We start from the raw sequence: 14,028 nt of genomic DNA, 5'->3' as shown, positions 1-14,028 counted from the left end.
TTCCGGGCTGGACGTTTTTCCAATGCCCTGCCGAACGCAAAGCTGTTGACCGTTACCTGCTATGTTAGGACGACCGTTCACAACGACACAGTTTGACGGACTGACAAACGAAATTTGCAGAAAACGGGGAACGCTGAAAACCGAATAGAGTAAGCACAAACAAAAAAAACAAATTATTATGGCAAATTTTTATTGTAAATGGTGCGGACAGAAATTTTCGAGTGTATCAAGCTTGACTGCAAATTCTTGTTCAAGAAATCCTGACGGGAAAAAGCACGAATTGTATGAAGGAAGTGAAAAATCACAATACACCTGTAAGTGTTGCGGACAGAAATTTTCAAGTTTATCAAGCCTGACAGCAAATTCTTGCTCAAAAAGTTCATCCAAAAAGCATCAACCAGCGATGTAAAAACATTCATTGGTGGTGGCGAAGCCACCACCAATTTTTTTAACAACCAGAAAAATTTTAAATGGAAGCATCAACATCAATAAAACAAATGTTAGCAGGGAACAGAATATTTGTTCCGACTTATCAACGTGCATATTCTTGGGACACAGAATTTGAAAGTAGTAAAACGCCAAAACAAGTAAACACCTTTCTATCTGACTTGGAAGATTACAACCGAAGCACAACAAAATCAAAATACTATTTTGGACACTTTTTATTTGAAGAAAAAGAAGCCAATAAATTTGGAGTAATTGACGGTCAACAGCGACTTACAACAATTGTGATTTTTCTTTCGGCTCTGTTCTCTCGAATTAAACAAATCAGACCTTTAAATGAAACCGAACAAGAAACTTTTGAAGACATTATCAAAAGAAATTCAACATTTCGTTTTGCGACAGTTGATTATGATAACCAACTTTTCAAAGACTATGTAATTGACCAAACCAAAAAGGATAAAAACGGACTTGATACAGAATCTGCAAAACGAATCGTTAATGCTTATGATTTCTTTGCTCAAAAACTTTCAAATAAAGATGAAGCATATCTTTTAAAGATGCTTGAAACTGTTCAAAGTGCATCTTGCACAACACACCCAGTTACAGACGAATCAGAAGCAATTCAAATGTTTATCTTCCAAAACAACAGGGGTAAAAAACCTTCAAATTTGGAGATAATAAAAGCTCAATTTATGTTCAATGTTCATCTTTATGCTGGAGAAGAAAAAGAATCATTGATTGACGAAATTAAATCACGCTTTGAAAAAATCTACAAATCAATTTCTTCAATCGAATACAACATCAATGAAGATGATGTTTTGGTTTACACATTACGAGTTCATTTCAATTCTCTTTGGGAATCAAACGCAATTGAAAAAATCAATAAATTACTTTCAGAAGAAAATTCAATTTCATTTATAAAGGATTTTACTCGTTCACTTGCGATAAGTTTTGAGCATTTAACGTCATTCTTCGGCAAAGACCAAAGAGAAAATATTGAAATTCATTCACTCATTTCACTTGGTGGCATTGGTATTTCTATTCCATTTATTATTAAGGCTTACAAATTTGGACTTTCCAAAAATGACATATCACAACTTTGTTCAAGTCTTGAATCTTTAGTAATAAGACACAGACTAATAGGAACAAGAGCAGACATAACATCAAGACTTAATGACGTATACCAAAAATTCACTTCTGAGCATTCTGACATTTCACCAATAATTATTAGAATTGATTGGATGAAAACTACACAAGATTGGTGGTGGTCATATTGGGGTAACAATGAACTAGAAAAAGCATTACAAGGTGGTGTTAATCACTCGACCGCAAAATTCTTGCTTTGGAAATACGAGAATCATCTTGAATCACAAGGAAAAAGTGGTTACTCACCGACAAGATTTGATAAAATAACAAGTCCTGAATTAGAGCATATTGCACCACAGACAGAAAATCCAGAAACAGGTTACGACACTTATGATGAAGAGTTTATACATCAACACATCAACTGTTTAGGAAACTATTTGCTGCTTTCAAAATCTCATAATTGTTCAGTTGGTAACAAACCATTTGCTGACAAAAGAGCGAGTTACACCCACTTGGAACAACAAAGGGAAATACAAGAAATGACAAAGGACAATCCGTCTTGGACGAGAGATTTAATACAGAAAAGGAAAGAAAAAATTGTTCAGTATTTAATGTCAAACCTATGACGACAGAAGGAAACACAGCAGGTAACAGGCGTTTGGTTCAATGGCGGGTGATGTGGTTAATTGAACATTCTACCTCGCATCAACTTTTGTGGTGTATTGACAGTTTTGTGCTCCGAAATCCGCCACTGCGCCAAGCGCCAAACCGTTACAGGTAAGCGTAAAAAGACACTGCAAACCGACAACGGTGACGATAAAATGGTTATTCTGAAGTCCATTCAAAACTGACGGTGCGGATGCCGAAAAGCAAATTAAGAGTAGGCGTAACTTCTAAACTGTTGTGATTTATGAAAAACAAATCATCTAATCATCAGGCAGACATTAAGAACCCAAACAAGGGAACTAATGGAAGCAACACGACCTTTGACAAAAATCAAGGTAATCGTGGAAAACAGCTTAATCCGAACCAGCAAAAAGGTAAAAGATAAGTTGTGCATTAAGCAAGCGGGCTTCGCCCGCTTGCTTTTATATTTTTAATCCGACTAAAAATGCACATTTTAAAAATAATACACGGCTATCCGCCCAATTACAATGCAGGTTCAGAAGTTTATAGTCAATCCATTTGCAACGAACTTTCTAAGCGACACAAAATTTCCGTTTTTACACGGGAAGAGAATCCCTATGCAGCTTGTTTCAGTATTCGGGAACAAAAAGTCAACGACAACCTAACACTTTACTTCGTAAACAATCCGCAGGGCAAGGACGGTTATCGCCACAAACAAATGGACGACAACTTTTCTGAGTTACTAATGCAAATTAAACCCGACATTGCACACATAGGTCACGTTAATCACCTATCAACAGGTTTGATTGACGAGCTAAATAAACTCAAAATTCCCATTGTTTACACGCTTCACGACTTTTGGTTAATGTGTCCACGTGGACAATTTTTGACACGAAGCATTGGAAACGAAAACAACTTTCAGTTGTGCGAAAAACAAGACGATAAAAAATGTGCGACTGATTGCTACAAAGTGTATTTCAGCGGACGAGAGGAAATCGAAACCACAGAAATTGAAAATTGGAGCATTTGGATTCATCAGCGAATGATTGAAACAAAAGCAATCATCAAAAAAGTTGATTTGTTTATCGCCCCTTCAAATTATTTACGTGATAGATTTATCAATGACTATGGTGTTCCCGAAAACAAAATCTTATACTTAGATTATGGCTTTCCCACTGAATATCTAACCCAAACCGAAAAATCGAAAGAGAAAACGAATTACACTTTTGGTTACATCGGAACTCACATTCCTGCAAAAGGAGTAAACCTATTGATTGAAGCATTTAAGCAAATTGAAGAACCTGCAACGCTTAAAATATTTGGCAGAGCAAACGGACAAAGCACAAATGCTTTAAAATCATTAGCCGAAAATTCAAAAAACAAGATTGATTTTTCGGGAGAATACATCAATCATAATTTGGCGAATGATGTTTTTTCAAATGTTGACTGCATTGTGGTTCCGAGTATTTGGGGCGAAAATTCGCCTCTTGTAATTCACGAAGCGCAATCGTGTAAGGTTCCTGTAATCACAGCCGATTTTGGCGGAATGAAAGAATATGTTGAGCACAATGTAAACGGACTTTTGTTTGAACATCGCAACGCAAATTCTTTAGCAGAACGAATGAAATTTGCTGTTTCAAATCCTGACAAAATGAAGACGTTAGGCGAAAAAGGTTATTTGTATTCCGCAGACGGAAGCGTTCCAAATATCCAAGACCATTGCAAAGAATTAGAAAACATTTATAGCAAATTCATTTACAAACTTTGGCGTGTTACGCTTGACACAAATCCTGAAGATTGTAATTTGAGTTGCACAATGTGCGAAGAACACAGTCCGTTTTCAACTTACATCAAAGAAAAACTAAACGGTAAACATCGCAGAATGCCGAAAGAATGGTTAGAACCAATTTTTGAGCAAGCAAAAAAAATCGGTGTTATGGAAATGATACCGTCCACAATGGGCGAGCCGCTAATCTACAAGCATTTTGCCCACTTTATTGAGTTGTGTTACAAATACAACATCAAGATGAATTTGACAACTAACGGAACATTTCCGAGAACAACAGAGAAAACCGTTACCGAATGGGCGAAACTAATTGTTCCAATTACAACGGACGTAAAAATAAGTTGGAACGGTGCAACTACCGAAACTTCGCAAGAAGTAATGAAAGGAATTGACTTTGAACAAGCAGTTGCAAACGTGAAAGAGTTTATCCGTATTCGTGATGAACACTTTGCAAACACAGGTTATTACTGCCGTGTAACGTTTCAACTTACGTTTATGCAAAACAATATGCACGAATTGGCAGACATCGTAAAATTGGCTTCACAACTTGGTGTGGACAGAGTAAAGGGACATCAACTTTGGGCGCATTTTGATGAAATCAAACATTTATCAATGAAAGCAACGCCCGAAAGTATTTTGCAATGGAATGAGTATGTAAAACAAGCGAACGAAGCACAAGAAAAATTCCGCAAGCCAAATGGCGAAAAAGTGATTTTGGAAAACATTATTCCATTACAGAAAAACGAAAACAAAGAAATTCCCGACAGCTACGAATGTCCGTTTTTAGAAAAGGAACTTTGGATTTCAGCGACAGGAAATATTTCGCCTTGTTGTGCACCTGACGAAATGCGAAAAACTCTTGGACACTTTGGAAACATTGAAAACACAAGCATTGAAGAAGTGTTGCAAAACGACAATTACCAAAACCTTGTAAAGAATTACAAGACAATTGATTTGTGTAAAACCTGCAATATGCGTAAACCAAACTAAATGAAGGAAAACGAAAAAATATCGCTTTTGCTTCGCCACGCTGACAGAGATGACATTCCGCAAGGTTCTTTCGGAAATGAAATTTTATTGAACGAAAAAGGAAAACAAAACGCACAAAGGTTTGGCGAAATATTATCTGAAAGAAAAATCAATAGAATTTTCACAAGTCCTGTTGGTCGTTGTGTTCAGACGGCTGAATACATAACCAAAGGTTATGGAAATTCAATAGAAATAATTGAAACAACTTCGTTGGGTGCGCCCGGACTTCATATTTCAGACGAAAAAATTGCAGGGAAATTTTTTCTTCAACACGGTTTTGACGAAATGTATAAACGATTTATGCAAGGCGAAAAAATTCCAGGCATTCCGAACATTGACGAGTTAAATTTTAGAATTACGAATTTCATAAACGAAAACTCAACACAAAACGGAATGACAATTTTCATCACTCACGATATGTTAATTGCGTTTTATCATTTCAGCATAAACAAGAAAGTTTACACAAAAGATAATTGGATAAACTATTTAACAGGACTGACATTTAGGAACAATGAATTGGCAAGAAATTAAAGTATCAGCAGACAACACGCATTTTTTATTTGACGGAAAACCAATTTTCGGAAAAACATTTATTGAAGTTTTAAAATTTCATTCGCCAGCACTTGCTCCTGTTTTAGATAATTCGGGTGCTTATCACATTGACGTAAACGGAAACGAACTTTACAGAAATCGCTACTCACGAACTTTTGGTTTTTATTGTAATCGTGCTTCTGTAATTGACGGCAATCGTTGGTTTCACATTAATGAAAAAGGCGAAAGAGTTTATCAAACTTCGTTTTCGTGGACAGGAAATTTTCAAGAAAACATTTGCACCGTTCGCAATACAGACAACCAATATTTTCACATTGACATAAACGGAAACCGTATTTACGCAGACAATTTTGTTTACGCAGGCGACTACAAAGACGGAATTGCTTGTGTAAAATCTAAAGACGGTTTTTACAGACACATTGACAACAAAGGGAAACTCATAAACGACAAATCATTTCTTGACTTGGGAGTTTTCCATAAAAACTTTGCAACAGCTAAAGACAATAACGGTTGGTTTCACATTGACAAAAAAGGGAAGGAAGTTTATAAAAATCGCTACCTGACAATTGAACCATTTTATAACGGGTTTGCCTTGGTAACAACATTTGACAACGAAAAAATAATTATAGACGAAAAAGGACAGAAAATATTGACGGTTTGACGAATAAACATAAAGAACGCCTACCTGTAACAGCAGTTTGGCGCAAGCGGGGGTTTCGTGCTTCGTATGACAATTTTTCGTATAATTGAAGTGCAGTTCTTCGGTTTAAGTGTAGTGCTAAAAAGCCCCGCCTGCGCCAAGCTGCAAAACGTTAGTGGCAAGGCTATGACGACACAACCCGTCAGACAAAATCGGGTTCTTTTTGATGTTTCGTATTTTAGTAGTTGCTTAAATAAGCAAATTGACTACCTTTGTGCTATGGACAACAATTCTTGTATAAGACAACAAGCGGACATTAAACAAATAAACCGCTGTAAAGACCGAGTTTCAGAACTCAACGGCTCGTTTGACTATTTATCGAACGGACTTGAATTGGCAGGAAACAACGTAAGACTGAAAATTCTATTTCTGCTCTATGAAGAAAAACGACTTTGTGTTTGTGATATAAGCGACATTCTCGGTATGACAATTTCAGCAGTTTCACAACACTTGAGAAAACTCAAAGACAGAAAACTTATTGAAACCGAACGAGAAGCACAAACCATTTTTTACTCGTTGACAAAAGAGTATGAAAAAATGCTGAAACCGTTTTTCAAAATACTTGACGAAAACAAAATATTAGAAACATTATGAAAACAGACAACAAACTAATCGGAGCAGGACTTTTAACAGCAATTGCAGCTTCATTGTGTTGCATTACACCTGTCTTGGCTCTCATTGCAGGAACAAGCGGACTTGCTTCTACTTTTTCTTGGCTCGAACCTTTCAGACCGTATTTTATCGGTTTGACAATTTTGGTTCTTGGTTTTGCTTGGTATCAAAAGTTGAAACCTAAAAAGCAAATTGACTGCAACTGTGAGACAGAAGAAAAACCAAAATTCATTCAGTCAAAAATGTTTTTAGGAATAGTAACAGCATTTGCAATCGTTATGCTTGCCTTTCCATACTATTCAAGCATTTTCTACCCAAAGAAAGAAAAGCAAATCATAGTAGTGGACAAATCCAATATTCAAAAAGTAAAATTTACGATTAGCGGAATGACTTGTGCGAGTTGCGAAGAACACGTAAATCACGAAGTAAATAAATTGACAGGAATAATAAGTTCAAACGCTTCATATGAAAATGGAAATGCAATCATAGAATTTGACAACTCAAAAACAAATATTTCTGAAATCGAAAAAGCAATAAACTCAACAGGATATTCTGTAACCGACAAAAAAGAAAATTAAAATGGAAATCAAATTACAATCAACAATAACTTGCCCCAACTGCGGACATAAGAAAGAAGAAACAATGCCGACAGACGCTTGCCAATATTTTTACGAATGTGAAAAATGCAAACAAGTTCTAAAACCAAAACAAGGCGACTGCTGTGTTTATTGTAGCTACGGAAGTGTTGCTTGTCCACCAATTCAGCAGGACAAAAAATGTTGCTGACAGACGGAAAACAAAGAAGCCCAGCCACTAACAGCGGTTTGGCAAAAGTGGCGGTTCAGTGCTTCGTATGACAGTTTTTCGTAAATTTGAAGTGTGTGCTTCGTATGAACATTTGTGGTTAAATCGCCACCTTCGCCAAGCCGCAAAACGTTAGTCTCTTCTCTAATACAAAGTTGGTAGCCAGATTGCCGGCCCAAAGGCCGGGTTGGGAGCTTCATTCAAAATTACCCGCTTGCCGGTCTCCTTAGCTTACTACACATATTCTTTCAAGCACCTATCATTCTTCTTTCACCAGCACAATGCGGCTGCGGTCGGCCTTGGTGATGTTTTCAAAAAACTGCTCCAGTTCTTTCCATTGGCTGGCAGGAAAACGGCCTTCTTTGCGCTGCATACGGCGATAGTACAACACAGCGCCATCTTTATACTCGCAGCTCGACTGATAGCTACCAAAGGCCGTGGTAAAATGTACCGCTTTGGGCAGCGCTTCTACTTTGTAGCCCACTCCCACATCAATGGTTACAGTGTCTATATCGGTGTAAGGATATGTAAATACAATATCAGCCTTGCGAGATGAATCCTGATTGAGCCGCCAGTTACCCTTCGACATTACATTGGGTGCAAACATCAATCGCTTGCCGGTTACCTGTGCATAGTTGCTTACCTCAATATCAATGTTTTCTTCCAGCTCCGGCAATGTTTTCATGCGTTCGCTATAGGTGAAATTTTTGATTTCGTAAGTGCCCAATGCAAACCGCTGTTGCAAAACTTCTTTTTGCTTTTCGGCAGTCAGGGCATGTATCATGCCATGCAAATCATCTTGCTGAATGGCGGTATACATCGTATTGGCATTGATGATTAAATGACCATCACTGCTCAGCCGTGCTTTTACATGGCGCAGCTGTTGGTTTTGTTGTTCGTTGTAGTGTGGAGTACGCACCAGTTTGCTGCCGGTTTCCTTCACCAGCAATACCGGGCGGTTATTGGTAAAATCGCCGAGGTATCCTGCAGGCATCGTTTGGCTGGTACATTCCAGCCAAATGCTGTCGGTTGACTGTGGCACACACAATATCACATGGTTAAACTGAGAAGAAGGAAAGTCTTCAATAAAACGGGTGTTGCCCCTGCCGGCTTTTACCAGTGTGTAAATGGAAGGAATATTGGCCTCTTTCAGCAGGGAATGCATGTAGTTGGCAAGTGCTTTACAATCGCCATATTTTTTGTTGTACACAAAGGCTGCATCAAAAGGTTGCCAGCCGCCTATGCCCAGTTGTATGCTGATGTAGCGGGTATTTTGCTGCATGTATTGGTACAAGGCTGCTACTTTTTCGTATGTAGTATTTTTACCGGCAATCAATTCCTGCACTTTGCCTTTCAGCAAGGGGGGCAGTTCATCGCGGCCTTTAATGAGCTCATATACAAAGCTTCCAAACCGGGCCCAGCTTTCGTTGCTGCCCTGGTACTGATCCATTTGAAAATCTTTCATGGCGGTAAATACAGCCGGCGATATTTCGTGCCACGGTGGTGCGGCATACTCATGTTGTATGGCTGACAGCTGGCGTACTTCCCATTTTATTTTTTGCTGGCCGTTGTTGCTGGTTTGCATGGGCTGCCCGGGATAGTTAAAGACCTTGCTCAATACTGAAATGCCGGGTGCTGTAGTAATTTCAAAACTGCTTTGCTCTACAGCAAGCCCCTCTCCTTCTATAGCATACCAATTGGGTAAAAACATGAGGCCCTTCATACTCACCGACACAGTAAACTCTACCGTGAAAGGATAGGTTTTGTGGTAAAAGCCAAATGACTTTATTCTGTCGTCGGATATTTCGGTGCCGGCACCCATGCCACTCAAATCGTCGATTTCATTTTTTTTGAGCGACTTTATTTTGTTGCCCAAGGCATCGTACAAATGGGCTTCAATGTGGTTGATGGATTGAAACTTATGGTAGCGTTCGTAATGCGTGGCATAATTATCGCCCTGCGCATTGAGAATTGTGTAGGCCACGGTGTAGCGGTATTCGGCCCGCAGTTTGCTTTCTATGATTACTTCATGCACGTCGTTTCTTTTTACCACGTTCGCAGCTTTGCGCAGCGAATCGGGAATAAGCGCCACGGCATATTGCTGTGCTATGGCACAGGTATGCAGGAGTGCCGCCAGTGTGAGTATGCTCCAATATTTCATGTACTGTAATGGCTTGTTTATGCCTTCGGTTTTTTTCTGAATACGATGGACTCTGCCTGCTTTTTTACCACATAACTAAAAAACTCCCGCAGGCTTTCATAGTCTTCTGCCGGAAATTCTGCTTTGCGTAACACCAGCCTGCTGCGCAGCATGATGCGGTTGGCGTCTGCATGAATGATGTATTCATAAAATCCATCTTCATCAAACAAATTGATTTTTGCACTCTTGGGTATTTCTTCCACTGTATAGCCTGCCGGCACTTCTATGTTGGCTACAAACATTTCGTCAACGGTGCTGGGCATTTCCACCGGGTAGCGGCGGGTAGCACTGGCAAAAGGATTTTCTTTGTACTGCTCTCCCATCAATGGATTGATGTACAATAAGTCGGCATCTGTATCTAATTCCGGAGTAATATTGTACTGCACTTTTACTTGTTGTTCCGCTTTATCGAGGTGCTCAAATTTCAGTTCACTCATACTGCAATCTGCGGGTGCTCTTTTTTTCCATTGTGCCGCTACGGTGGCTATGCCGTCGGCCTTGGCAGACCGCCGTGTACGGAGGCTTTCAAACACGCCGAGGTTGCCCGTAACAATACCAGTCCATTTACCATTGTCATCATTGCTCATGTATAAAGTGGTCACTTTTCTTTCATTTGCCGAATCGGCCCTGATGTACAACGCTGGCCCTTCGCCGGCTATTTCACGGGCATGGCCATTGTAACATTGAGGCGGCAACTTGCCAAAAGGTAAGCCCGGCTCCGTGGCATCCAACAGGTAAGTAGTACCATCAATGTTGGCTTTGGCTATTACGTAGTTAAACCTGTCTGTAAGCGGATAAAATTCATGCGACCAGCCATTGGCACGGGTACTAAGTATTACCGGGTGCACCTTGATGCCGATGTGGTGCAACATGGCAGTAAGCAACAGATTGATATCGCCAACATTGCCGGCCTTTGCTTTCACAACTGCCTTTAAGTTACTGGTCAAAAATTCGCCGCCTGCATTGCACGAATATTTTTGTTGCAGGTAGTTGACTATTGCTTTTGCATTGTCCAGTTTGGATGCGCTTTTTGTAACAACCTTTGCTAATTCATCATCGAGCCAGCCATTGTTTTTGTACAAATCGGCACCAAAACTCCCCGACTCATTGTAGGCTTTTACTACCGCAGGCCAGTTGCCCATTACATCCTGATACGGCGAACCCTCAAACCGGTATTGCTTCAATTGAAATTCAATTTTAGCAATGTGATTTTTAAGTGAGGTGGTAAAATTTTCTTCGCGGAGTGCCGGTACATTTTTCATTACCCAGCGGGTAAATTGTACGTTGGCATCTTCACGCACCATTTGGCTGCGGCTACCAACGCCATCGGCAGATGGTACCATTATATTGAAGGTTTGCCTTACTTCGCTGCTGGTGCGCTGATAAAATTCCTGATAGCCCTGTGCCAGGGTTACATAGTTGAAGAAAAATGGAAAAGCCACTTCGTATTCGCTCCAGTAGCATGGGTACGAACCCTGAAAAGCCCAGGGTTGCAGGCTGTTTAAAAAGTCGCTTTCAATTACATACGTTACATCCACCACCGAACCGGCTTTTGCCCCCGGCACCGAAAACTTTTTGTACTGCAGCCGGTTGCTGTATTTATCTGTAAACACTTGATCGGCCGTCAGTTCGGTAGACACAATCTTACCGGCTTCTATATTAAAAGCCATGGCTTTTAAACCGGTCAACCGCTCTACGGCACTCCCACTCTGGTACAAGGGTATTTGAAAATCGGCGGCACTTACACCATTGGCATGGTTTATTTTTATTCGCACTTTTCGTTCGAACCGGAGCGTAAACCAGCCTTTGCTGTTCCCTTCAAATGAGGAGAAACCTTTATCGCACAGTATGTATGCTTCTGCATCATTTTCAATGGCATCAGCAGGTAGCTCAAAGGCTTCGGGAGTTATTTTCCCGAAGGTAAAATCTACCTTTTCCGCCTGTGTGGTGCCGGTTTGTGCCAGCCCAAAGCTCCAACTACAAACCACACTAATGATGAGCAATAAAACCTTTTGTTTCATGAAACCACTTTAGTCACTATCAATGAAATCTACAAATCCATTTTCTAAAACGAAACTTTGCGTAGCAGGATTATATTCAAACTATCAACAACAGTAGCAAGCAATATTATTAGTTTTATCCTTTCAAAAAACTGACATTATACAAGTTTGATACCATCACGTGAACATATCATTAAGCAATTGGCGCATCAATTCGGTTTCAACTACTGTGGTATTGCTGCCGCCATGCCATTAGACGATGACGCCCGGCGGCTAGAGCAGTGGTTGCAACAGGGCATGCATGGGCAAATGTACTACATGGAAAAGCATTTTGACCTGCGGGTAAATCCCACGAAACTGATGCCAGGTGCACGTTCTGTAATAACTGTGCTTAAAAATTACTATCCCGGGCACAAACAGAAAACAAGTGATTTAAAAATAAGTAAATACGCTTACGGAAAAGATTACCATGACATCATCAGAACGGAGTTAAATGCTTTTTTTGAAGCCCTGAAAAAACAATTTGGTAACATTAACGGTCGTGGATTTGTGGACAGTGCTCCTGTGCTGGAACGCAGCTGGGCACAACGCAGCGGCCTCGGCTGGATTGGCAAAAACGGCAACCTCATTCACAAGCAATCGGGGTCATTTTTTTTTATTGCTACGCTGATTACCGATTTGGTGCTGGAGCCCGATGCACCTATGGCCAAAGACTTTTGCGGCAGCTGCACCCGCTGTATTGACGCCTGCCCCACACAAGCCATTTTACCAAACAAAGTAGTGGATGGCAGCAAGTGCATTTCCTACTTCACCATTGAGCTAAAAGAAATGCTGATACCGGACAGCATGCAGGGCCGGTTTGACAACTGGATGTTTGGCTGCGACACCTGCCAGGATGTGTGCCCCTGGAACCGTTTTGTACAACCGCATCAGGAGCCGGGCTTCGCTCCTATTCCGGCCATCCTCAACTTTAGCAGCAAAGACTGGGAAGAGCTGACGGAAGAAGGTTTCAAAGAGATTTTCCGACACTCGCCGCTCAAGCGGTCGAAGTATGCCGGCATCCGGCGGAACATTCAGTTTTTGCAAAGCGCCCCGGATGAGCCATTTGAAAAATGACTGCCCGAAACTGAAGGGTAATTTTGCCGCTTCCCTTTTTGCCCGATATATTTGATGCAAGGCTCTCTTATCCAAACCACAAACATGCACTTATGAAAAAGATTGGCGTACTCTTTGGCAAAGAACGTTCGTTTCCTTACGGCGTAATCGAACGCATCAACAGCAAACAAATAAATGGCGTTGCTGCCGAACCGGTAAGCATCAGCAAAGTAATGCAGGGCGAACCCACAGAATATGCCGTCATCATCGACCGCATATCTCAGGATGTACCTTTTTACCGGGCTTATCTTAAAAATGCTGCGCTGCGGGGCACGGCCGTTATCAACAACCCATTTTGGTGGAGTGCCGACGAGAAGTTTTTCAACAACTGCCTGGCTACGCAAATAAATGTGCCCGTGCCTAAAACCGTGTTGCTCCCCTCTTACGAGCTCCCAACTGATACCAGCAACGAATCGTTTACTAACCTCGCCTACCCGATGGATTGGCAGGGCATTTTTGATTATGTGGGATTTCCGGCATACATGAAACCCTTTGCCGGCGGTGGCTGGAAGAATGTGTACCGCCTCGACAGCCTGGCCGACTTTTACCAAAAACACCCCGAAACAGAACAGCTGGTAATGCTGCTGCAAGAAGAAATAGTGTTTGATGAATACTACCGCTGCTATTGCATTGGCGGTAAGCATGTACGCATTATGCCTTACGAGCCCCGCAACCCGCATCACCTGCGGTATGTGGCCGATTTTAGCCCCAGCCCCGAACGCTACAAACTGATGGAAGACATTGTACTGCGTATTAACCAATACCTCGGCTACGATTTTAATACCGTTGAGTTGGCGCTTCGCGATGGTGTGCCGTACGCTATTGATTTTTGCAACCCCGCCCCCGATGCCGACATCAACAGCGTAGGTCAGGAAAACTTTGACTGGGTAATAGAAACCGCTGCCAATTTTGCCATTGAAAAAGCATTGGCACAAGTACCCGGCCAAGACAACCTTACCTGGGGTGCCTACATTAAAAACAGTGCCGCAGGCAAAGCTTTAATGTAAGTACCTCTTGTTTGAATTCATATCAT

General features: G+C 40.9%; 11 protein-coding genes. 9 read left to right on the top strand and 2 right to left on the bottom strand.

The window, feature by feature from the left end; all coding sequences use genetic code 11:
- Positions 1-470: 470 nt before the first annotated feature.
- From V7Q13_RS11010 to V7Q13_RS10980, 7 genes are all read left to right on the top strand, one after another.
- Positions 471-2,156 carry a DUF262 domain-containing protein gene (locus V7Q13_RS11010; RefSeq protein WP_333800734.1) on the top strand — a complete coding sequence of 562 codons (1,686 nt, stop codon included), beginning with the start codon at positions 471-473 and terminating at the stop codon, positions 2,154-2,156.
- 485 nt (positions 2,157-2,641) lie between these two features.
- On the top strand, positions 2,642-4,933 hold the full coding sequence (locus V7Q13_RS11005; protein WP_333800733.1) for a glycosyltransferase: 2,292 nt from the start codon (positions 2,642-2,644) through the stop codon (positions 4,931-4,933).
- On the top strand, positions 4,934-5,503 hold the full coding sequence (locus tag V7Q13_RS11000) for a histidine phosphatase family protein (protein ID WP_333800732.1): 570 nt from the start codon (positions 4,934-4,936) through the stop codon (positions 5,501-5,503). It begins immediately after the preceding gene.
- Positions 5,484-6,185, top strand: a complete 702-nt coding sequence (locus tag V7Q13_RS10995; protein ID WP_333800731.1) for a WG repeat-containing protein — start codon at positions 5,484-5,486, stop codon at positions 6,183-6,185. Before V7Q13_RS11000 ends, V7Q13_RS10995 begins: the two co-directional genes overlap by 20 nt.
- 66 nt (positions 6,186-6,251) lie before the next feature.
- Positions 6,252-6,818, top strand: a complete 567-nt coding sequence (locus tag V7Q13_RS10990) for an ArsR/SmtB family transcription factor (RefSeq protein WP_442958256.1) — start codon at positions 6,252-6,254, stop codon at positions 6,816-6,818.
- On the top strand, positions 6,815-7,414 hold the full coding sequence (merTP, locus tag V7Q13_RS10985; protein WP_035630394.1) for a mercuric transport protein MerTP: 600 nt from the start codon (positions 6,815-6,817) through the stop codon (positions 7,412-7,414). The genes V7Q13_RS10990 and merTP overlap by 4 nt, the downstream gene beginning before the upstream one ends.
- Before the next feature lies 1 nt (position 7,415).
- Positions 7,416-7,622 carry a GDCCVxC domain-containing (seleno)protein gene (locus V7Q13_RS10980; RefSeq protein ID WP_069796431.1) on the top strand — a complete coding sequence of 69 codons (207 nt, stop codon included), beginning with the start codon at positions 7,416-7,418 and terminating at the stop codon, positions 7,620-7,622.
- 277 nt (positions 7,623-7,899) lie between these two features.
- On the opposite strand, the gene V7Q13_RS10975 is transcribed toward V7Q13_RS10980, so the two are convergent.
- Positions 7,900-9,801, bottom strand: coding sequence for a DUF3857 domain-containing protein (locus V7Q13_RS10975; protein WP_333800730.1), 1,902 nt, complete (start codon positions 9,799-9,801; stop codon positions 7,900-7,902).
- A gap of 17 nt (positions 9,802-9,818) precedes the next feature.
- Complete coding sequence (locus tag V7Q13_RS10970) at positions 9,819-11,861, bottom strand: transglutaminase domain-containing protein (RefSeq protein WP_333800729.1); 2,043 nt, start codon at positions 11,859-11,861, stop codon at positions 9,819-9,821.
- A gap of 147 nt (positions 11,862-12,008) precedes the next feature.
- Here V7Q13_RS10970 and queG point away from each other — a divergent pair, with 147 nt between their 5' ends.
- Entirely contained in the window at positions 12,009-12,956 is a 948-nt protein-coding gene (gene queG, locus V7Q13_RS10965; protein WP_333800728.1) for a tRNA epoxyqueuosine(34) reductase QueG, read from the top strand.
- 92 nt (positions 12,957-13,048) lie between these two features.
- Positions 13,049-14,002, top strand: a complete 954-nt coding sequence (locus V7Q13_RS10960; RefSeq protein ID WP_333800727.1) for an ATP-grasp domain-containing protein — start codon at positions 13,049-13,051, stop codon at positions 14,000-14,002.
- The last annotated feature ends 26 nt before the right edge of the window (positions 14,003-14,028 follow it).

The organism is Phnomibacter sp. (assembly GCF_036803085.1).
In the GTDB taxonomy this organism is placed as follows: domain Bacteria; phylum Bacteroidota; class Bacteroidia; order Chitinophagales; family Chitinophagaceae; genus Phnomibacter.
The sequence above is the reverse complement of the archived record's forward strand: the minus strand, read 5'-3'. Positions and strand labels throughout refer to the sequence as shown.